Below are 20613 nucleotides of genomic sequence, written 5' to 3'. Positions count from 1 at the left end.
CCAGGATCGTCTTATTTGTCGAGCTTGCAGGCAGTCTCGGGCTTGTCGAAGCCGAGCGTGTCGAGTGGTGTGCGCTGGTGCAGGTAGCCCTGCTGCGGCGACAGCGTGACCGTGTTGGTGGCGTGGGTGAGCAGAATCGGCTGGCGGAGCTGGTGGTCCCAGTCGCGGAAGCTCGCGGCCACGCCCTTGAACACCGGCAGGTCGTAGCCAGACGACAGCATCAGCGCGCGGATCGCCTTCGGGTCGTTGGAGCGCGTCTTGAGCCCGGCCGAGCCGATGGCGAACACGCCTTCCCACATCTGGAAGTCCAGCGTCTGCATGAAGCGCTTGGACTGCTTGAAGAAGCGGCTCTGTAGCTGCGAGGCGCCCCAGTTCTCCATGGTCGGATGCCAGGAGAGCGGCATCAGCCCCTGCGTGCCGGCGATGGGCCGGGCGAGCCAGGTGTTGTAGGGCAGGATGTCGCCGAATTCGCCAAGCTCGTCGGCGACGACGAGGATGTCGTACTCGCCGACCTGGGTTCCGCGCGGCACCTCGGATTGGGCGGTGGCGCGTGCATCCGGCCCATAGTCCCAGGTCTTCTCCGCCACGATCTTGGCGCCGAACTTCTTGGCCGAGCGGCGCACCGCCTCGGCATAGAGCTTGTCATTGTCGGTGCGCCCGACCATCAGGAACCAGTTGCGCCAGCGCTTGAATATCAGGAACTGCGCCAGCGCGTCGGTGAGCATGGCGCGGTTGGGCGCGACATGGAACACGTTGGCGCGGCAGTCCTCCTGCCGCAGCCGGTCGTCGGCCGATCCGGCATTGATGATCAGGACATCCTTGTCCTTCAGCGCGTCGGCGATCCTGAGCAGTTGGTCCGCCGGCACGTCGAGAATGAGGAAGCTGTTGCCGGCCTCGACCAGCTTCTGCGCGGCGGGCAGCGGGTCGCCGTCGGTCGGCACGATCTCGGTCTCGAGCTTGTAGTCGAGCTTGAGGAAGCGCCCGCTGGTCAGGCTGTCGCGTATGCCGAGCTGGGCTCCGGCGATGCCGAGGTCTTCCGGCGGCGCCATCAGCGGCGCCACCCATGGCGGCTGCTCGGGCATCTGGCGTACCACGCCGATGTGGAAGGTCTGCGCCTGCGGGGCGGCGTTCTGCGGCGTGGCCGCTGGCGGCGCCTCGCTTTGCGCATGCACGCCGGTGGCGGGCGCGAGGGCCGCAAGGGCCAGCACGGCCGCGCCAGCAGCGGCGTGAGCCATCCGTCTCATTGGCATTTCTTCCCGCGGCTAGTGTTTGACCTAAGGTAATGCCGCCGCCGGCAGAAGAGTACCAAACGAAATCAAGTGTTCAACAGAATAGATCGCATAAGAAATTAATAAGAGTTTGAAAGTTCCTGCCAATTCTGGGAACTTCTGTCGCAGCTTGACGGAATTTTGAATGTCGTCGGTTGCGGGAGACGGTGCCCCCGATATGATCACTTCAACAGACAACGACAATTCGCCGGGAGGCGATGCGGCATGAAGCTGATTCCGGTGCTGTTCGGCGTGCTGCTCGCCGCCTTGCCGATGGCCGGCCCGGCGAGCGCGGCGACCCGCGTCGTGGTGTTCGGCTTCGAGCTGTTCGACACCAGCGGCGAGGCCGGCATCGGCGGCCCGCGCCCGGACGAGCAGCGCCGTCTCGCCCTGATCACCGAAGACATGCGCAAGCGCCTCGCCGCAGCCGGCTATCAGGTGGTCGACACCGCGCCGCAGAAGGCCCAGATCGACGAGGCCTCGCCGATCCGCAACTGCAACGGCTGCGATCTGCCCATCGCCCGCGCCCTCGGCGCCGAGCTCGAGGTCATCGGCCTCGTGCAGAAGGTCTCGAACCTCATCCTCAACATCAATTTCCAGCTCCGTGACGTCGCGACCGGGCAGGTGCTGCGCGCCGGCAGCGCCGACATCCGCAACAACACCGATGAATCCTGGCTGCGGGGCGTCTCTTATCTGATACGCAACCGGCTGCTCGATCCGCCGCTGACCGGCAAGGCCGCCCCATGACGACACCGCTCCTCTCGCGCCGCGATCTGCTTCTCGGAGCCGGCGCCACCGCCGCGCTTGCGATGACGCCCCGCTCGCTGCGCGCCGCCTCGCCGTCAGTGCGCATCGGCGCGCTGAAGTTCGGCACGCTCAACTGGCTGGTGGCGACCATCAAGGGGGAGGGGCTCGATGCGCGCGAGAACCTCGCCATAGAGAGCGTAGACTTCGCCTCGGGGCAGGCCACCACAGTGGCGCTGCAGGCCGGCGACATCGACCTGATCGTCAGCGACTGGCTCTGGGCGATGCAGCGCCGCAATGGCGGCGAGATGCTGCGCTTCGCCCCTTTCTCCAACGCGCTGGGCGCGGTGATGGTGCAGGCCGACGGGCCGGTGCGCGCGCTCTCCGACCTGAAGGGCCGCAAGCTCGGCATCGCCGGCGGGCCGCTCGACAAGAGCTGGCTGCTGCTGCGTGCCTATGCCCGCGAGCGCGCCGGCGCGGACCTCGCCAGTCTGGTCGAGCCGGTCTACGGCGCCGCGCCGCTGATCAGCGAGCAGCTCGTGCTCGGACGCGTCGATGCCGCGCTCACCTTCTGGCCCTATGCCGCGCGGCTCGACGCGCGCGGCCTGCGCCGCCTCATCGACATGGACGAGGTGGTGAGCGGGCTCGGCATCTCTCCGACGCCGCCGCTGGTCGGCTTCGTCTGGCGCGAGAAGTCGGAAGAGGCGCGGGGCGCTGCATTTCAGGCCTTCTTCCGCGCCGCCTCGGCGGCCAATCGCGTGCTCGCGACCTCGGATGCCGCCTGGGAGCGGCTGCGCCCGCTGATGCAGGCGGCGGACCAGGCCGAATTCCTCAAATTGCGCGACTATTTCCGCGCCGGCATTCCGGGCGCCTTCGGCGCGGCGGAGCGCACCTCCTGCGCCAGGCTCTATGAGGTGCTGGCGCGTATCGGCGGCAAGGACCTGGTCGGCCCCGACGCCCGCTTCGACGCCGCCCTGTTCGGCCCGGCGAAGGATTGACCGGCGCCATGGCCGCGGCAGCCTCCCCGTCCTCCAGCCTGATGCGCCGCATCGGCTCCTCGCTGGCGATGACGGCGCTCTCGCTGGCGCTGCTCGTCCTGGCCTGGCAGGCGGCGGCGATGCTGGTCGCCTCGTCCTTGCTGCCCGGGCCGGCGGCCGTGACGGCGGCGCTCGCCCGCGCGGCGGAGGGCGGCGCGCTCGTCACCAACATCGCCATCACGCTGGGACGCGTCGCGGCGAGCTTCCTCATCGCCATGGCGGTGGGCTCGATGGTGGGCATAGCGCTCGGCCGCTCGCCGGCGCTCGACCGCATCTTCGGGCCGTGGGTGATCGTGCTGCTCAACCTGCCGGCGCTGGTGGTGATCATCCTCTGCTATATCTGGTTCGGCCTCACCGAGGCGGCGGCGGTGACCGCGGTCGCCATCAACAAGATCCCGAACGTCGCGGTGACGATGCGCGAAGGGGCGCTGGCGCTCTCGCGCGACCTCGACGAGATGGCGCGCGTCTTCCGCTTCGGGCCGTGGAAGGCAATGCGGCACGTGGTGCTGCCGCAGCTCGCGCCCTTCTTCGCCGCCTCGGCGCGCTCGGGCCTCGCGCTCACCTGGAAGATCGTGCTGGTGGTCGAGCTGCTGGGCCGTTCGAACGGGGTCGGCTTCGAACTGCAGACGGCGTTCCAGTTGTTCGACGTCGCCACTGTGCTCGCCTATGCGCTGGCCTTCACCGCCGTCGTCCAGCTCATCGAGATCGGCGTGCTCCAGCCGTGGGAGCGCCACGCCAATCGCTGGCGCCGATAGGCGCGCACCCATGGCCGCCATTGACATCGCCATTGCCGAGAAGCGCTTTCCGGCTATCGCCGGGGCGCCGGAGCGGGTGATCTTCCGCGATTTCGCGCTCGCGGTGCCCGAGCGCAGCTTCCTCGTGCTGCTCGCCCCCTCCGGCCTCGGCAAGACGACGCTGCTCAACATCGTCGCCGAGCTCGACCGCGACTATTCCGGCGCCGTGCGCTTCGATCCGGCGAGCCCGCGCATCGCCTACGCCTTCCAGAATCCGCGCCTGCTGCCGTGGCGGACGGTACTGGAGAACGTCGCCCTGCCGCTCGGGCCGGAGGACGAGGGCCGTGCCCGCGCCATGCTCGCCGAGGTCGGATTGTCCGAGCAGGCCAGTGCCTATCCCGAGCGCCTGTCGCTCGGCCAGCAGCGACGCGTCGCGCTCGCCCGCGCCTTCGCGGTAGAGCCGGAGGTGCTGCTGATGGACGAGCCCTTCGTCTCGCTGGACGAGGCGGGGGCGGCGCGGCTGCGCGAACTGCTGCGCCGGCTTCTGGCGCGACGCCCGGCGACCGTGCTGTTCGTCACCCACGACAGCCGCGAGGCGGTCGAGCTCGCCAGCCGCATCGTGGTGCTCGGCGGAACGCCGGCCCGTATCGTCCGTGACCTGCCGGTGACGCTGTCGCCCGCCGAGCGTGCCGATCCGGCCGCGATCGACGCGGTGCGGCGCGGGCTGCTGCCGGCGGCGGAATGAAAAAGCTCGGGACACGAAATCCCGGGTCCGGATTCCTGCCGGAATGAAAAAGACCCGGGACACGAAGTCCCGGGTCCGGATTCCTGCCGGAATGAAAAAGACCCGGGACACGAAGTCCCGGGTCTTGGTGAGTCGGCGGTCATGAAGCGGCAGAGCCGCTTGATCTACGCGAAGCCCGGGCGGACGCGCCGCCCTTACTTGTCGAGGAAGATCGCCGCCAACCGCTGGAGCAGGCCCTTCGGCGGGGCCGCGGGCGGAGCTTTTGGCTGCCCAGGGTTGCTTCCGATCTAAGCCGCGAAGGGATGCTTGGCGGTCGACGACTGCGCGATCACGTCGCGGGCCTTCGGCTCGCCGGCGACGGCGCGCTTGAGGGCTTCCTTGGTGGCTTCGTAGTTGAACTTCTGGATCTTGGCGTCGTCCGCCGCTTCCCAGTGGATGAACACGCCGACCGAGATGAACAGGTCGTCGGCTTCCTCCTCCGGGATGGTGCCGTCGGCGACGCAATCCACGACCGCCTTGGCGACCGCGTACTGCGCCGGTCCGAACATCTGCACCGCCTGGCGGGCGTCCTTGATCGTGACCTTGTTGAACAGGATCGTGTTCGGCTTGGCCAGCAGGTTCGGGGTCACCACCGCGAGAAGCGAGGTGAAGCCGTCCTTGTTGTTGGTCAGCGCGTTGACGAAAGCACTTTCCGCCGCGCTGCCGCGCGGTCCGATGATCAGGTCGATATGGGCTACTTCGTTGCCGTCGCCCACGAGCGACTCGCCGATCAGAACCTTGTTGATCTTGGCCATCTAAATCCTCCCAATACGGGGTTGATCAATCGAGGGAAGGGATCCGCCCTCTCCGAATGTCCCGGCTATCTTTGTTGCAGCGTTTGACACACCAAACCGGTTGGCCCGATAGCACGACCAGACACGTCACGGGCGCGAGACTAGTGCCGCATCGCGACGTCCTGCAAGGGAATCTTCGTTGAAAATACTGCTTTCCCGGGTGTTTTCGACGCATCGGCCATGACGGGACGGGAGGAACGGCACACCGGCGGGACTTTTCGCGACACTCCGTCGCGCATCGGCCGCGGTGCCGAGCGATTGGTCAGCCGCGGGTCTCCGCCGCACAGTTTTTGACCGTCGCCCGCAGCGCAGCGTAGCCGCTCACTATGACGGGCCGATAGCGGGGGATTGCAATCCCTTGTTGCGCACCCTTAGAATGTTGCATTGCAGCATGAGTGCTGGCCGCCGGTTCCGTCACTCGGGCTTGCGACTTGGTATCTGGCATACAAATTGCTGCTCTGACGGTGTCTAGGGAAAACGCTCGAATAGCCAGGTCCAAATCCGAAGGGTCCAGCCATGGAGCTTATACTGTCGATCTGTCTTGTTGCGTCGCCGGGCGTCTGCAAGGAAGAAGCGTTGTCCCTCAATCTCGAACAGGTCTCCCTCCCGATCCAGTGCATGATGGGCGCCCAGCCGGTGATCGCCGAATGGTCGGAATCCCATCCGAAGTGGCGCGTGACGAAATATCGTTGCGGCCGTCCCGGCACCGTCGAGCGCGACATCTGAGCGGCAGTCGAGTGGCGGCGTCGGCGAATGGTTTCGCCGCGCCGCGGCTCCCCGCCATCCGATTTATGATCGCGCCGCCCATTGGGCGGTCGATCATAAATTATTCATAAGAATCAATTCACTAGACAGCAAACAATGGCGTCTCTAGCTTCCCGGCGGAAGAATTCGCGCGGGGGGAGCGTCGGTTCGTCGCCGCTCCTTCCAAGCGCGCAAGCAACGCCAGGAGGATCGCATGAAGAAGACGCCACTGCGTGCCGGCCTCGCGCTGGCCGCGACGCTGTGTGCCGGGCTCGTGGCCGGCGGCGCGAGCGCGGGCGACCTTGTGAAGGGCCGCCAGAACCTGCCGGAGATCGTGCTCGGCGACACCAGCGGCAACGACTTCGTGGTGTCCGTCAAGGACATCGAGATGGAATCGGGCAAGTCCTACCGCCTGGACGTCACGTCCAACGGCGGCAAGGAATACAAGTTCATGGCGCCCGAGTTCTTCCGCATGATCTGGATGAACCAGATCGTCATCAATCATCTGGAAATCCATCCCTACGGCCCCCCGCACCACATCGAGTTCGACGATGCGGGCACCATCTCGCTCGAATTCGTCACTATCCGGCCCGGCAAGTATGACTGGTGGATCGAGGGGCTGGAGGAGAAGGGCATGAAGGGGACCATCACGGTCAAATAAAGCGCCCGTGCCGACAAGTAATCGACGACCAAGAACATCCATCGGGAGGATACCGCCATGAAGCTCGCCACCCTTCTTCTTGCCGGAGCCACGCTCTGCGCCGGCGCGTCCTTCGCGCTCGCCGACGAGGCGAAGGAATGCAGCGACGGCATCGCCGTGCTGAAGGCGGAGATCGCCAAGAAGCCGCAGAAGGTGACGCTCGACAAGCTGAACAAGGCGCTCAAGGGCGCCGAGCGCGAGCTCGGCGAGAAGGAATATGACGAGTGCCTCGATTTCGTCAGCGACGGGAAGAAGGCGGTGAAGGGCTGAGGACGCCGATCCACGCGCATTTCGCTGCGCTGCAACCGGGAAAGCGGCCGCCGGGCGCGGCCGCGTTTCTGTTGCGGTGCAGCGTGCGCATGCGACGCGGACATGAAATCATTTCGCCAGGTTCGACGGTCGGATGATCCGGGACACCGCCGGCATGGTGCGGCTGAATCTCTCTTCCCTGCGCGCGCGCATGGCGCTGCTACTGGCCATCGCCGTGCTCGTCACGGCGGCGGCCTCGGCGGCGCTCGTCGTGGCGCTGGGGGCGGCCAACGATCAGGTGGAGCGGCTCGTCGGCGCGCAGAAGCGGCTGGAGCTGCTCTCCAGCCTGTCGGGCCGCGTCGGCGACTATGCGCTCGTGACTTTGCAGGCGACGCAGGCCCCCGGTTTCGACGGCGACCGGCTCGACGGCGCGCGCGAGCGGGTCCGCGACTCCTTCCAGCGTTTCGAGACCGCACTGGGCGAGGATGTCGCGCGGCTCAGCGGCGAGGAGCAGCGCACCATGATGGCGGCGCGCAGCCGCACCGTGGCGCGTCTCAACGCCCAGTTCGAAAGCCTCAACCGGCAGATTTCCGAAGCGCTGGCCACTCCCGATCCCCAGGCCGGGGTGCGGGTGGCGCTCGACGTCTTCGCCGCCGGTTTCGGCGCGCCGCTCGGAATCGCGATGGAGGAGGAGCGCGTGACCGCGCAGGCGGCGCAGGCGGCCGTCCACAGCCTGCGTGAGCAGGCGGTCCATTGGGGCCTTGCCGGCGTCGCCTTCGTCTTCCTGGCGGCGATCGCTCTTTATCAGCTGCTCGGGCGCTCGCTGGTGCACCGGGTGGCGGAGGTTGCCACCGCCGCGGCCGCGATCGCCAAGGGGCGGTCGGATACGCGCCTCACCGTCACCGGCCACGACGAGCTGAGCCTCGCCATGGTCCGCTTCAACCGCATGGCCGCCCATCTCGCCCGCCGCGAGGCGCGCCTCGTCGCCGACCAGCAGCGGCTCAAGGAGATCGTCGACGCGCGCACGGTCGAGCTGCGCGCCGCCAATGAGCGGCTGGAAAATGTCGATCAGGCGCGGCGGCGGTTCTTCACCGATGTCAGCCATGAGCTGCGCACGCCGCTCACCGTCATCCTCGGCGAGGCCGAGGTGACGCTCCGCCAGGGCGCGCCGCAGCCGGACGACCTGAGGGCGGCCCTGCTGGTCATCCAGTCGCGTGCCCGCCGCCTGCACCGCCGCGTCGAGGACCTGTTGCGGATCGCCCGTTCGGAGACCGGCCAGATCGAGCTCGACCGGCATCTGCTGCCGGTCGCCGATCTGATCGCCGAGGCGGCCGAGAGCGTGCTGCCGGTGGTGCGGGCCGCCGGCATGACGCTGGAGGTCGATGCGCCGCCGCCGGAGCTCGCGGTCGACGCCGACCGGGAGTGGCTGCGTCAGGTGCTGGACGGGCTCGTCGCCAATGCCGTGCGCCATTCCCCGGCTGGAGCCGTGATCCGAATCGCGGCTACCGGGCAGGGGAGCCAGGCGGTGATCACGGTGCGGGACTATGGAGAGGGCATTCCCCGCGACGAGCTGCCGCACGTCTTCGAGCGCTTCTGGCGCGGTGCAGGCGGGGGGCGTGAGGGCTCGGGTTTTGGTATCGGTCTCGCGCTTGCGAAATGGATCGTCGAAGCTCATGGCGGCACGATCGGTATCGAAAGCCGGACGCGCGAGGATGCGGCGCGCGACCGCGGGCCGGGCCGGGATGCTCCGGCGGAGGGCACCGTCGTGACGCTGCGCCTTCCGGCGCTGGCCCCGGCTCTCATTCTGGAGGCTGCGCAATGACCATATTGATCGTCGAGGACGATGCCGACATCGGCTCGCTGCTGCGGCGCGGCTTCGCTTCGGAGAGCTACCAGGTGGAGCTCGTCGGCGACGGCGAGCAGGCCTTGCGCGCGGCCAATGGCAAGCCGCTGGAGGCGATCATCCTCGACGTCATGCTGCCCGGCCGCTCCGGCATCGATGTGTGCAAGGCTCTGCGTGCCGCCGGCCAGACCGCGCCGATCATCATGCTTTCGGCCCGTTCCAGTGTGAACGAGCGCACCGAGGGCCTGCTCGCCGGCGCCGATGACTACATCGTGAAGCCGTTCGCATTCGAGGAGCTGCTGGCGCGGGTGAAGGTGCAGGCCCTGCGCCGCAGCACCGGGGAGGGCGAGCCGCGCGTGCTGAGCGCCGGGCCGCTGACCCTCGATCTCGACACGCGGCAGGCGCAGGCGGGCGACACCCGGGTGCGCCTCACCGAGCGCGAGGTGGAGCTGCTGGCGCTGCTCATGCGCCATTCCGGCGAGCCGCTGGCCCGCGCCGACATCTTCTCGGCGCTCTGGGCGGGCCATGGCGGGGCCTCGCTGAACGTGGTGGATGTCTATGTCGGCTATCTGCGCCACAAGCTGGCCGAGGCGATGCCCGATGGCGGGCGCCTCATCGTCACCGTGCGCGGACGCGGCTTCATGTTCGAGCCGGTACCCGCGTGAGTGGTCGGATCATATTGCGGTGCAGTATTGCCGCTTGGCATATTGTCGACATAGATTAACATCAAACTGATCTTGACGTTTCCTGTGTCGAACACCAGAGTATTACTGCGGCATCTGGTGCCGTAGAGCAAAGATGCTTCTTATAAGTTTCTTAGAAACTTATACTGGGGCATTTCACTGGAGGAAGCAAAAATGACCTGGACGACCCCCTGCATCGTCGAAGTCTGCGTCGGCATGGAAGTCAACGCCTACTTTCCGGCTGACTTCTGAGGTTGAGGGGCGGGGCTTGAGCGACGGCATTCATAGGCCATAGCGCGTGTCTCGCCTCCGTCTCGTGGTGCTCGGCTCGGCAGCCGGCGGGGGCTTCCCCCAGTGGAACTGCCGATGCCCGGTTTGTGCGCTCGCCTGGGAGGGTGATCCGCGCGTCAGCCGCCGGACTCAGACGTCCATAGCGGTCAGCGCGGACGGCGAGCGCTGGGCCGTCATCAACTGCGCGCCCGAGATCCTGTCGCAGATTCAAGCCGTGCCGGCATTGCATCCGCGAGGAGGCCGCCGGCACACGCCGGTGGCCTCTGTGCTGCTGACCAACGCCGATATCGACCATGTCGCCGGGCTGCTGAACCTTCGGGAGATGCAGCCCTTTGTGTTGAACGCGACGCCTGCCGTGCATGCGGTGCTCAGGGCGAACAGCGTGTTCGACGTGCTGGCCGAAGGCGTCGTGGAGCGCCGCGAGGTGACGCTGGGCTCGACCTTCGAGCCGGTGGACGGCGTGAGCGCGGAGATTTTTCCGGTGCCCGGCAAGATCGCGCTCTATCTGGAGCAAGGCGAGATCGCCGAGCATGGCGCACTTGCGACCGACATCGAGGGCGAGCAGACCATCGGCGTTGAGCTGAAGGCCGGCGGTGCGCGCGTCCTCTTCGTTCCGGGCTGTGCGCGGATGACCGATGCGCTGCGTGCCCGTCTCGAGGGCGCCGATCTGGTGCTGTTCGACGGCACGCTGTTCACCGACGACGAGATGGTCCGCGCCGGCGTCGGCACCAAGACCGGCGCGCGCATGGGCCATATGGCGATGGTCGGCGAGGACGGCTCGATGGCCGCCTTGTCCGATATCAAGGTCGGTCGCAAGGTCTACGTGCATATCAACAATACAAATCCGGTTCTGGTGGACGGCTCGACTGAACGGGCCGCGACGGACCGGGCGGGCTGGGAAATCGCCCGCGACGGGATGGAGATCACCCTATGACCACGCTGCTTTCGCCCGAGGAACTCGAAGCCCGCCTGCGCGACGTCGGCGCGCGGCGCTATCACAGCCTTCACCCGTTCCATAAGCTGCTGCACGGCGGCGAACTGAGCTTCGGCCAGGTGCAGGCCTGGGCGCTCAACCGCTACTACTACCAGGCGATGATCCCGGTGAAGGATTCCTCCATTCTCGCCCGCATGGAGGAGCCCGAGCTGCGTCGCGTCTGGCGCCAGCGCATCATCGATCATGACGGCGAGCACGAGGGTGAGGGCGGCATCGCCCGCTGGCTGAAGCTCACCGACGGTCTCGGCCTCGATCGCGACTATGTCGCCTCGCTGCGCGGCCTCCTGCCCGCCACGCGCTTCGCGGTCGACGCCTATGTGCATTTCGTCCGCGAGAAGAGCCTGCTGGAGGCCATCGCCTCGTCCCTCACGGAGATGTTCTCGCCCGGCATCATCGGCGAGCGTGTCGCCGGCATGCTGGCGAACTATGATTTCGTCTCGAAGGAGACGCTCGCCTATTTCGACAAGCGCCTGACGCAGGCCCCGCGCGACGCGGATTTCGCGCTCGACTACGTCAAGCGGCATGCGAAGACGCCCGAGCAGCAGGAAGCGGCGATCCGCGCGCTGGAATTCAAGTGCGACGTGCTGTGGGTACAGCTCGACGCGCTCTATTTCGCCTATGTCGACCCGAAGATGGCCTATCCCGGCGCTTTCGCGCCCAAGGAGGGATAAGTGGTCCTTGCCGCGACCGGAGTGCCGAAATTCGCCCGCGGCGTGCGGCTGCGGCACGATGAGGCGCGCGGCCAGTGGGTGCTGCTCGCTCCCGAGCGCGTGCTGCATCCCGATCCGGTGGCGGTGGAGATCCTCAAGCGAGTCGATGGCGAGCGTGACATCGCGGCGATCGTCGACGATCTGGCGAGCGCCTTCGCCGTCGACCGCGCACGCATCGAGACCGATGTCGACGCCTTTCTCGGCGGCCTGTCCGAGAAGGGGCTGGTGGAGGTCGCATCATGAATGTGCACGCCGATACGCAAGCACTCGCCGGCACCCGTCCCCCGGTGCCGGCGCCCTACGGCATGCTGGCGGAGCTGACGCATCGCTGCCCGCTGCAATGCCCCTATTGCTCGAACCCCGTCGAGCTCGACCGCCGCAATGTCGAACTCGATACCGAGAGCTGGCTGCGCGTCTTCTCCGAGGCCGCGCGGCTCGGCGTGCTGCAGGTGCATCTGTCCGGCGGCGAGCCGACCTCGCGGCGCGATCTGGAGGAGATGATCCGCCACTGCGTCGAGGTCGGGCTCTACACCAACCTTATCACTGCCGGCGTCGGCGTCACGCCCGAGCGGCTGCAGGCCATCTCGGATGCCGGCGTCGATCATGTGCAGCTTTCCTTCCAGGGCGCCGACAGCCCGGTGACCGAGCGCGTCTCCGGCTATAAGGGTGCCTTCGAGCGCAAGCTCTCCTTCGCCGCCGAGGTACGCCGGCTCGGCCTGCCGCTGACCATCAATGCGGTGGTGCACCGGGCGAACATCCATCAGATCCCGGATTTCATCCAGCTCGCGCAGGACCTCGGCGCCCGGCGCGTCGAGATCGCCCATGCGCAGTATTACGGCTGGGCGCTGCGCAACCGCGCCGCGCTGATGCCGACCCGCGAGCAGGTCTTCAAGGCGCTCGACGTGGTGGAGGAGGCGCGCGCGCGGCTGAAGGGCAAGCTCACCATCGACGCCGTGGTGCCGGACTATTACGCGAAATATCCCAAGCCCTGCATGAATGGCTGGGGCCGCCAGTCGCTCAACGTCACGCCGTCGGGCAAGGTGCTGCCCTGCCACGCCGCCGAGACCATCCCGAATCTGGACTTCTGGAACGTGCGCGAGCATTCGCTGAGCGAGATCTGGCAGGATTCGCCGGCCTTCAACGCCTTCCGCGGCACCGACTGGATGCCCGAGCTGTGCAAAGGCTGCGAGCGCAAGGAGATCGACTGGGGCGGCTGCCGCTGCCAGGCGATGGCGATCGCCGGGGACGCCGCGGCCACCGATCCCGCCTGCCACAAGTCGCCGCTGCACCGGCATCTGCTCGAGCTGGCGGAAATCGACGCCGCCGCCGGCGTCGAGGATTACGACTATCGCCGCTTCCTCAACCCGGATCGCGCGTCCTGAGCGCGGCGACGGAGCTTTGGTTCATGCGTATCGCCTTCCTGCGTCCCGTCATCGTGCTGGCTGTCGCCGTCGCTGCCGCGACCTCCGCGCTGGCGGCGCTGCCGACCGCTTCCGAGCTGTTCTTCGACAAGCCCTATCTGGCGCTGCTCCAGCCCGGCACCCGCATCTCCTATGCCTACAAGCACACCACGGCCGATGCGAAGCTTGGGGAGAGCTTCGACGAGACGCTCGATCTGACCATCTCCGCGGTACCGGAGGATCCGGCCAAGCGGGTCTCCGACATCGACATCCGGCGCGGCGATAACAAGACCGAGGCCGGGCCGTTCCCGGTGATGACCGGCAACCCCGTGGTGCTCGTACTGCTGGAGCGCGAGGCCAAGGAGATCGCGGCGCTCACCAAGGGCAGCCCGTTCTACATCCGCAACCGCATGCGCGACGGCCTCGCCGGCGGCACCGTCGAGGAGGCGCGCTTCGACTATGACGGGCGCAGCGTGACGGGATGGAAGCTCGTCATGACGCCCTTCGCGAACGACCCGAACAAGGTGCAACTCCTCGAGATCGCGCAGCGCCGCTACGAGTTCCTGTTCTCGGACGAGGTGCCCGGCGGGCTCTACGCCGTCAACGTCACCACCCCTAAGGCGGACGGCAGCGCCAACATGATCGAGACGCGCCTCACCCTTGCCGGAAGCAACGCGCCCGCCGCGGCGAAATGAAGGGAGACGCCCCAATGCGCGTGAAGATGTTCGCCGCCGCCGGCCTCGTGCTCGGCCTCGCCTCCACCGGCGCGCTCGCGCAGAACGCCGCGCCCGCCGGCCTCGTCAACGACTATCCGACGGTGGCGCGCGCCGACTACGTGTTCGGCTGCATGGCGGCGAACGGCCAGAGCCGGCAGGCGCTGGAGAAGTGCTCCTGCTCGATCGACACCATCGCCACCATCCTGCCCTACGACAAATACGTCCAGGCCGAGACCATCCTCAGCATGACGCAGGTCGGTGGCCAGCAGGCCGAGGTGTTCCGCGCGACCGGCATGTTCCGCGACATGGTCGCCGACCTTCGCCGCGCCCAGGCGGAAGCGGAAGTGACCTGCTTCTATTGAGGATTTGAGCGGCAAGGCGAAGGGTCTTCGCTGGATCCCGGATCGGCGCTGCGCTTCGCGCAGCTTGTCCGGGAAACAACAGCTCCACGTGTCCCGGACAAGTGACGGCGAAGCCAGAACGCTGATCCGGGACCCAGGAAAAGCTTTTTGGCCAAGCCTTTCTTTGCATCCGCCTGACGGCTCGGGCTGGCGACCACTCACCCCGCCGGCTGCAGGTCGCCCTTGAAGTTGCGGCCGTCGGTGTCGCCGGCATTGACGTGGATCTGCTGGCCGGTCGGCTCGAAGGAGAACTGGATCGCCGGATCCTCGCTGAGCGAGATGCCGCCTTCCATGGTGAAGACCATTTCGTCGCCCTGCTTCACCTCGATCCGGTCGACGAACTTCGCCGGGATGTAGAGCCGCGTCACCTGGTCCATCTGCAGCCCGGAATAGTTCGGGTGGCGGATCATCAGTTGCACGCGGGCGAGGCGGTTGGCCTGCGTCGCGTCGCCCTTCTGGTCGCCCTCGACGAGGCGAAGCTTCATCTGGCCGATGTTCTTCAGCGCGTTCTCCTCGTCCTTCATCGCCGGCGCCGAGCAGCCGCCCGAGGCTTTCACATAGCGCGCCGCCATGACGAGAGCGCCGTCGGAGAGTTCGGCGATGGCCCGCACATAGCTGTAGGAGTTCACGCGCAGCCGCGTGCCGATGGTGATGTCGTGCCGTGCGCCGCCGAGGGTGAAGGTCGCCGCCACCGGAGCGGGGTTCTCGTCGACGATGAGGGTGACCTTCTTCACCGTCCGCGCATCGCCGGAGGGCAGCGCCACCACCACTTCGATCGGCACCATCGCCGCATCCTCGGCCCGCACCGGCGCGGTGAGCGTGACAAGCGGGCTTGCCTCGGTGACCGGCCGCTCGCCGAACACGTCCGGCTTCAGCGCGTTCCACGTCGCGTCCGCGCCCGGCTCCTGCGCCGAGGAGGCGGCGACGGAAGTGGCGAGCAATGCGGCCGCCATGATGGTTGTGGCAAGCACGGCGTTCATCATGCGCATGATGCCCTCCCGGCATCGGCCGGTTTTCCGGCTTCCGGGCATTTATACGCGAAAGCTGCGTGGATCGCAGGTCAAATGATGGAGCGCGATGCCCGCCGCCGTCGCCACGTTGAGCGAGTCGAAATCGCCCTTCATGGGAATGCGCACTGTGTGCGCCCGGGCCATCACGGGGGCGGAGAGGCCGGATCCTTCGGCGCCGAGCAGCAGCGCCACGCGCTTCGGCCGCACCACCTCGCTCAGCACCTCGGTGCCTGCGGGGCTCAGCGCGATCGGCGTGAAGCCGGCGCGCTCCAGCGCGTCCAGCACGTCGCCGGCGCCGCCCTGCCGCGCGAAGGGCACGATCAGGCTGCCGCCGACCGAGACGCGGATCGCCTTGCGGTAGAGCGGATCGCAGGAGGCGAAGTCGAGCAGCGCCGCGTCCGCCCCGAAGGCCGCCGCGTTGCGGAAGATGCCGCCGACATTGTCGTGATTGGTGATGCCGAGCAGCACCGCCACGACGGCCTTGTCCGGCAGGCCGGCGAGCAGCGTGCCCATGTCGGGTTCGGCGCCGCGCAGGCCGATGCCGAGCAGGCCGCGATGGATGTGGAAGCCGGTGATGCCGTCGAGGATCTCTTGGCTGGCGGTGTAGACGGGCAGGTCGTCCGGCGCCTGCGCGAGCAGGCCGCCCAGCGCCGCCACCCGGCTTTCCGACAGCAGCAGCGATTCCAGCCGGAAGCGGTTGCGCGGCGACAGCGCGACGTCGAGCACGGTGCGCCCCTCGACCACGAAGCGCCCGCCGCGCCCGACGAGGTCGCGTTCCTTGATGACGCGATAGGCCTCGATGCGCGGATCGTCAGGCGAGGCGAGGGGGATCAGCCTCACGCCCCGAGTTCCTCGCGCAGCATCTCCAGCTCCAGCCACTCCTCCTCGGCCTTCGAGAGCGCCGCATGCGCCGTCTCCAGCGCCTCGGAGGTCTTAGCGAAGCCGGCCGGATCGCGGGAATAGAAGTCCGGCGCCTGCATCCTGGCGGCCAGCGTCGCGATCTCGGCTTCCAGCTTGGCGATGGTCTTCGGCAACTGCTCCAGCGCATGCTTCTCCTTGAAGGAGAGCTTGCGCTTCGCCGCAGGCCTTTCCGCCGCCTTCTCGGCCACCGGCTTCGGCGCCGCGACCCTGACCGCGCCGGCACGCGCTTCGACGCCGCGTCCGCGCTGCGCCACCATGTCCTCGTAGCCGCCGGCATAGACGGTCCAGCGGCCCTCGCCCTCATAGGCGATCACCGCCGTCACCGTGCGGTCGAGGAAGTCGCGGTCGTGGGAGACCAGCAGCACCGTGCCGGCATAGTCGTCGATCATCTCTTCCAAAAGGTCGAGCGTCTCGAGGTCGAGGTCGTTGGTCGGCTCGTCCAGCACCATGAGGTTGGAGGCCTGCGCCAGCGCGCAGGCCAGCAGCAGCCGCCCGCGCTCGCCGCCGGAGAGCGAGGCGACCGGCGTTCCGGCCTGCTCGGGCGCGAACAGGAAGTCCTTCATGTAGCCGATGACGTGGCGCGGATTGCCGCCGATGAACACCTGGTCACCGCGCCCGTCAGTCAGCGTGTCGCGCACGCTGCGCTCGGGATCGAGCGCGGCGCGGCGCTGGTCGAGCGTCGCCATCTCGATATTGGTGCCGAGCTTGATGATGCCGGAATCCGGCGCCAGCTCGCCGGTGAGCAGCTTCAGCAGCGTCGTCTTTCCGGCCCCGTTCGGACCGACGATGCCGATGCGGTCGCCGCGCTGGATGCGGATCGAGAAATCCCTCACGATCGCCCGGTCGCCGAACGACTTTGAGACGCCCTCGGCCTCGACCACCAGCTTGCCCGAGACCTCGGCCTCGGCCGTGGTCATGGTCACCGTGCCGACGGCGCGGCGGTGCTCGCGGAATGCTTTTCGCATTTCGGCCAACTCGCCGACGCGCCGCATGTTGCGCTTGCGCCGGGCGGTGACGCCGTAGCGCATCCAGTGCTCCTCGGCGACGATCTGGCGGGCGAGCTTGTGCTGCTCGCGCTCCTCTTCCTCCAGCACCTGATCGCGCCATTCCTCGAAGAATTTGAAGCCGCGCTCCATGCGGCGCGTGCGGCCGCGGTCGAGCCAGACGGTGGCGCGGGTCAGATCCTCGAGGAAGCGCCGGTCGTGGCTGATCAGAACGAGCGCCGAGCGCGAGGAGGCGATCTCGCTTTCCAGCCATTCGATGGCCGGCAGGTCGAGATGGTTGGTCGGCTCGTCGAGCAGCAGGATGTCCGGCTCCGGCGCGAGCGCACGGGCGAGCGCCGCGCGGCGGGCCTCGCCGCCGGACAGGCTCGACGGGCTCTCCTCGCCGGTCAGGCCGAGCTGTTCGAGCAGATAGCGCGCGCGATAGTCGGCGTCGCCCGGCCCGAGCCCGGCTTCGACATAGGCGAGGGTGCTCGCAAAGCCCGAGAGGTCCGGCTCCTGCGGCAGGTAGCGCACCGTCGTGCCGGGCTGCAGGAAGCGCGTGCCCGTATCCGCGTGAACGAGGCCGGCGGCGATCTTGAGCAGGGTCGACTTGCCCGAGCCGTTGCGCCCGACCAGGCCGACCCGCTCGCCGGCCGCGACCGAGAGCTCGGCTCCCTCCAGCAGCGGCGTGCCGCCGAAGGTGAGCCTGATGTCCTGCAGGAGAAGGAGAGGGGGCGCCATGGCGCTTCCGATAGGGGCAAAGCGAGGACCGGGCAAGGGGGCGCGTATGGGAGGTCGGTCAGGTCCGGGAGAGCGGAGAGACCCATGGCGGAGGCCGGGACGCCGTGCGAGAAGGAGGAGGGGCGACACGCTCCCGCACAACATTATCCGTGACCATGCGACAGGCTTCTCCCCATGCCGTCCTCCACTGCGCCGTCCTCCTCTGCCCCCGCCGTCGACAGCCTTCTCCCCCACATCGCCCAGCGTATCGGCAGCCAGCACGTGCTCACCGCGCCGCAGGATGTGGCGCCCTATCTGCACGAGGAGCGCGGGCTCTATGAGGGGCGCACGCCGGCGGTGGTTTGCCCCGGCAGCACGGAGGAGGTCGCCTTTGTGGTCGCGGCCTGCGCCGGGGCCGGCGTTCCCGTCGTGCCGCAGGGCGGCAATACCGGGTTGGTCGGCGGGCAGATGCCGTTCGGCGAGGTGCTGCTGTCGCTCGCCCGCCTCAACCGCGTGCGTTCCGTCGATCCGCTCGACATGACGATGACGGTGGAGGCCGGCTGCATCCTCGACGAGGTGCACCGCGCCGCCGAGAAAGTCGGCTGCCTGTTCCCGCTGCACATCGCTTCGCAGGGCTCCTGCCGCATCGGCGGCAACCTCGCAACCAACGCCGGTGGCACCGCCGTGCTGCGCTATGGCAATGCGCGCGAGCTGGTGCTGGGCCTCGAGGTGGTGCTGGCCGACGGTCGCGTCTGGAACGGGCTGAAGCGCCTGCGCAAGAACAATGCGGGCTACGATCTGAAGCAGCTCTTCCTCGGTTCGGAAGGCACGCTCGGTATCATCACCGCCGCTGTGCTGAAGCTCTTTCCGCTGCCGGTGCAGCGGGCGACCGCCTTCGCCGGCGTACCCGATCCCGCTGCCGCCCTTGCCCTGCTGAGCCGCCTGCGCGCCACGGCGGGCGATGCGTTGACCACCTTCGAGCTGATGGCGAGCTTCGGGCTGGAGACCGTCCTCAAGCATATGCCGGGCACGCAGCGCCCGCTCGGCGACACCTATCCCTGGTACGTGCTCGCCGAGTTCTCCTCGCCCACCCGCGCCTTCGATCTCGGCGCGCTGATGGAGGCGGCGCTGGGCGAGGCCATGGAGGCGGGCGAGGTGCTGGATGCGACCATCGCCGCCAGCGAGGCGCAGGCCGACGCCTTGTGGAAGCTGCGCGAGGACATGTCGGAAGCGCAGAAATTCGAGGGCGGCTCGATCAAGCACGACGTCTCCGTGCCGGTCTCCCGCGTGCCCGAATTCCTGGAGCGGGGGATCGCCGCGGTCGAGGCGGCGCTGCCCGGCATCCGGCCATGCCCGTTCGGCCATGTCGGCGACGGCAACATCCATTTCAACCTCAGCCAGCCGGTCGGCATGGCGAAGGCCGACTACATCGCCCAGTGGGAGCGCTTCAACCGCATCGTTCACGACGTGGTGACCGACATGGACGGGTCGATCGCCGCCGAGCACGGTATCGGCCTGCTGAAGCGGGGCGAACTCGCCCACTATGCCGATCCGGTCGCCCTCGATCTGATGAAGCGCCTGAAACAGGCGCTCGATCCCGCCGACACACTCAATCCAGGCAAGGTCATCGCGGCAAGGGAGTAGATGTTGCCAGTTTGGAACGATGAAAAACTAGATGAAGATTCTGGCGATTTATTTCATTTGAACAATTCTACATTCCCCGGATTCTGTATTTTCATGTTGTCGGCGTGTGGCTCGCGGGTTTAAGGAAGCGCGAAACCTGACTATTGGCCGGCTCTCCGGGACCGCGCGCGAGCGCGGCATATGGCTGCCGGCCGAACCCGGATAGCCGAATGTCGCTTCGTCGGTTCGCTTCGCATCCCGCTCGCCTGCTTGCCGCGCTGGCGGTGTTCGCCGCTCTCGTGCCGGCGCCGCTCGCCGCTCAGGAGAGCGTGGCACCCGCTCCGGCACAGCCGGTTTCGCCGCAGCAGGTGCAGGCGGCCCCGGCTCAGGGCGTCAATCCCTCTCCTGGCGCGCCGGGAGCGGAGCTGCAGCAGGCCCACCCGGTCGAGATGCCATCTTCCCCGGTCGATTCTGGTGTCGCCCCGTCGCCAGTCCCCGCTTCGGCCGAGGCGCCGGTGGCCAATGCCGAGCTGCCGCACGACCTCTCGCCCTGGGGCATGTTCATGGCCGCCGACTGGGTGGTGAAGGCCGTGATGATCGGCCTCGCCTTCGCCTCGGTGGTGACCTGGACGGTGTGGCTGGCCAAGACGCTGGAACTCTTCTTCACCGTCCGCCGCCTCCGCGGCGCGCTTCGCAGCTTGCTCGGCTCGACGACGCTGGACGACGCGCGCCGTGCGCTCGCCCGCGCCGGCGGTCCGGCGGCCGCGATGCTCCGCGTGACCGATCTCGAGCTCGAACGCTCCGGTCCGCTGCCGGCCGAGGGCATCAAGGAACGCGTCGCCATCTCGCTCGGACGCATCGAGGCGGGCGCTGGGCGCCGCATCACCCGCGGCACCGGCCTGCTCGCCACCATCGGCGCCACCGCCCCCTTCGTCGGCCTGTTCGGCACGGTGTGGGGCATCATGAATTCCTTCATTGGCATCTCGAAGGCGCAGACCACCAACCTCGCCGTGGTGGCGCCCGGCATCGCCGAGGCACTGCTCGCCACCGCCATCGGCCTCGTCGCCGCGATCCCTGCGGTGGTGATCTACAACCACTTCACCCGGCAGGTCTCCGGCTATCGCGCCCTGCTCGGGGATGCCTCCGCCGAGACGCTGCGCCTGCTCTCGCGCGATCTCGACCGCCGCGATGCGGCGCCCGCCCGGCAGGAGATCCCCTATGCGCCGCCGGTGCGGGTGCGCGCCGCCGCCGAGTGAGGAACCGT

The 20613-nt window shown here is 67.9% G+C and carries 23 protein-coding genes; 18 read left to right on the top strand and 5 right to left on the bottom strand.

Annotated elements, in window-relative coordinates; all coding sequences use genetic code 11:
* Positions 1-11: 11 nt before the first annotated feature.
* Positions 12-1244 carry an ABC transporter substrate-binding protein gene (locus tag U742_RS0113785; protein ID WP_029353959.1) on the bottom strand — a complete coding sequence of 411 codons (1233 nt, stop codon included), beginning with the start codon at positions 1242-1244 and terminating at the stop codon, positions 12-14.
* A gap of 249 nt (positions 1245-1493) precedes the next feature.
* On the opposite strand from U742_RS0113785, the gene U742_RS0113780 reads away from it, so the two are divergent.
* The 4 genes from U742_RS0113780 (at position 1494) to U742_RS0113765 (ending at position 4528) form a co-directional block, all read left to right on the top strand.
* Positions 1494-2015, top strand: a complete 522-nt coding sequence (locus U742_RS0113780; RefSeq protein WP_029353957.1) for a DUF3280 domain-containing protein — start codon at positions 1494-1496, stop codon at positions 2013-2015.
* Positions 2012-3010: an ABC transporter substrate-binding protein gene (locus tag U742_RS0113775; RefSeq protein WP_029353955.1), complete on the top strand. Its 999-nt coding sequence runs from the start codon at positions 2012-2014 to the stop codon at positions 3008-3010. The genes U742_RS0113780 and U742_RS0113775 overlap by 4 nt, the downstream gene beginning before the upstream one ends.
* 68 nt (positions 3011-3078) lie before the next feature.
* Positions 3079-3804, top strand: coding sequence for an ABC transporter permease (locus tag U742_RS0113770; RefSeq protein WP_029353953.1), 726 nt, complete (start codon positions 3079-3081; stop codon positions 3802-3804).
* Positions 3805-3814: 10 nt separating this feature from the next.
* Complete coding sequence (locus U742_RS0113765) at positions 3815-4528, top strand: ABC transporter ATP-binding protein (RefSeq protein WP_029353951.1); 714 nt, start codon at positions 3815-3817, stop codon at positions 4526-4528.
* Between the two features lie 287 nt (positions 4529-4815).
* Here the strand turns inward: U742_RS0113765 and fae are convergent, their stop codons facing one another.
* A complete protein-coding gene (gene fae, locus U742_RS0113760) occupies positions 4816-5322 on the bottom strand; it encodes a formaldehyde-activating enzyme (RefSeq protein ID WP_029353950.1) in 507 nt (168 codons plus the stop codon).
* 615 nt (positions 5323-5937) lie between these two features.
* Between fae and U742_RS0113755 the strand changes: the two genes are divergently transcribed.
* The 12 genes from U742_RS0113755 (at position 5938) to U742_RS0113705 (ending at position 14053) form a co-directional block, all read left to right on the top strand.
* Entirely contained in the window at positions 5938-6087 is a 150-nt protein-coding gene (locus U742_RS0113755) for a hypothetical protein (protein WP_248310362.1), read from the top strand.
* A gap of 232 nt (positions 6088-6319) precedes the next feature.
* A complete protein-coding gene (locus U742_RS0113750; protein ID WP_029353946.1) occupies positions 6320-6766 on the top strand; it encodes a cupredoxin domain-containing protein in 447 nt (148 codons plus the stop codon).
* Positions 6767-6823: 57 nt separating this feature from the next.
* Complete coding sequence (locus U742_RS0113745) at positions 6824-7075, top strand: hypothetical protein (RefSeq protein WP_029353945.1); 252 nt, start codon at positions 6824-6826, stop codon at positions 7073-7075.
* A gap of 133 nt (positions 7076-7208) precedes the next feature.
* Positions 7209-8876, top strand: coding sequence for a sensor histidine kinase (locus U742_RS0113740; RefSeq protein WP_248310361.1), 1668 nt, complete (start codon positions 7209-7211; stop codon positions 8874-8876).
* Positions 8873-9562, top strand: a complete 690-nt coding sequence (locus tag U742_RS0113735; protein ID WP_029353942.1) for a response regulator transcription factor — start codon at positions 8873-8875, stop codon at positions 9560-9562. The genes U742_RS0113740 and U742_RS0113735 overlap by 4 nt, the downstream gene beginning before the upstream one ends.
* A gap of 192 nt (positions 9563-9754) precedes the next feature.
* Positions 9755-9832, top strand: a complete 78-nt coding sequence (gene pqqA, locus U742_RS23770; protein WP_081853019.1) for a pyrroloquinoline quinone precursor peptide PqqA — start codon at positions 9755-9757, stop codon at positions 9830-9832.
* Between the two features lie 46 nt (positions 9833-9878).
* Positions 9879-10805, top strand: a complete 927-nt coding sequence (pqqB, locus tag U742_RS0113730) for a pyrroloquinoline quinone biosynthesis protein PqqB (protein ID WP_029353940.1) — start codon at positions 9879-9881, stop codon at positions 10803-10805.
* Complete coding sequence (gene pqqC / locus U742_RS0113725; protein ID WP_029353937.1) at positions 10802-11536, top strand: pyrroloquinoline-quinone synthase PqqC; 735 nt, start codon at positions 10802-10804, stop codon at positions 11534-11536. Before pqqB ends, pqqC begins: the two co-directional genes overlap by 4 nt.
* Positions 11537-11818, top strand: coding sequence for a pyrroloquinoline quinone biosynthesis peptide chaperone PqqD (gene pqqD, locus U742_RS23575; RefSeq protein ID WP_029353936.1), 282 nt, complete (start codon positions 11537-11539; stop codon positions 11816-11818).
* A complete protein-coding gene (pqqE, locus tag U742_RS0113715) occupies positions 11815-12957 on the top strand; it encodes a pyrroloquinoline quinone biosynthesis protein PqqE (protein WP_029353934.1) in 1143 nt (380 codons plus the stop codon). Before pqqD ends, pqqE begins: the two co-directional genes overlap by 4 nt.
* A gap of 23 nt (positions 12958-12980) precedes the next feature.
* Positions 12981-13670, top strand: coding sequence for a hypothetical protein (locus tag U742_RS0113710; protein ID WP_051661169.1), 690 nt, complete (start codon positions 12981-12983; stop codon positions 13668-13670).
* Positions 13671-13684: 14 nt separating this feature from the next.
* Positions 13685-14053 carry a hypothetical protein gene (locus U742_RS0113705; RefSeq protein WP_197028256.1) on the top strand — a complete coding sequence of 123 codons (369 nt, stop codon included), beginning with the start codon at positions 13685-13687 and terminating at the stop codon, positions 14051-14053.
* Between the two features lie 197 nt (positions 14054-14250).
* Here U742_RS0113705 and U742_RS0113700 read toward each other — a convergent pair whose 3' ends face one another.
* Genes U742_RS0113700 through U742_RS0113690 form a run of 3 tightly spaced genes read right to left on the bottom strand, consistent with a single transcriptional unit; the run spans position 14251 to position 17747 of the window.
* Positions 14251-15081, bottom strand: coding sequence for a quinoprotein dehydrogenase-associated SoxYZ-like carrier (locus U742_RS0113700; protein ID WP_248310360.1), 831 nt, complete (start codon positions 15079-15081; stop codon positions 14251-14253).
* A 42-nt stretch (positions 15082-15123) separates the two neighbouring features.
* Complete coding sequence (locus U742_RS0113695) at positions 15124-15942, bottom strand: TrmH family RNA methyltransferase (RefSeq protein ID WP_029353927.1); 819 nt, start codon at positions 15940-15942, stop codon at positions 15124-15126.
* A complete protein-coding gene (locus tag U742_RS0113690; RefSeq protein ID WP_029353926.1) occupies positions 15939-17747 on the bottom strand; it encodes an ABC-F family ATP-binding cassette domain-containing protein in 1809 nt (602 codons plus the stop codon). The genes U742_RS0113695 and U742_RS0113690 overlap by 4 nt, the downstream gene beginning before the upstream one ends.
* 174 nt (positions 17748-17921) lie before the next feature.
* Between U742_RS0113690 and U742_RS0113685 the strand changes: the two genes are divergently transcribed.
* Positions 17922-19370 carry an FAD-binding oxidoreductase gene (locus tag U742_RS0113685; protein ID WP_029353925.1) on the top strand — a complete coding sequence of 483 codons (1449 nt, stop codon included), beginning with the start codon at positions 17922-17924 and terminating at the stop codon, positions 19368-19370.
* A gap of 209 nt (positions 19371-19579) precedes the next feature.
* Complete coding sequence (exbB, locus tag U742_RS0113680) at positions 19580-20605, top strand: tonB-system energizer ExbB (RefSeq protein ID WP_029353924.1); 1026 nt, start codon at positions 19580-19582, stop codon at positions 20603-20605.
* The last annotated feature ends 8 nt before the right edge of the window (positions 20606-20613 follow it).

The organism is Allobosea sp. 117 (genome assembly GCF_000702305.1).
GTDB lineage: Bacteria > Pseudomonadota > Alphaproteobacteria > Rhizobiales > Xanthobacteraceae > Ancylobacter.
Note: the sequence above shows the minus strand (reverse complement) of the source record. Positions and strands in the feature narration are given on the sequence as shown.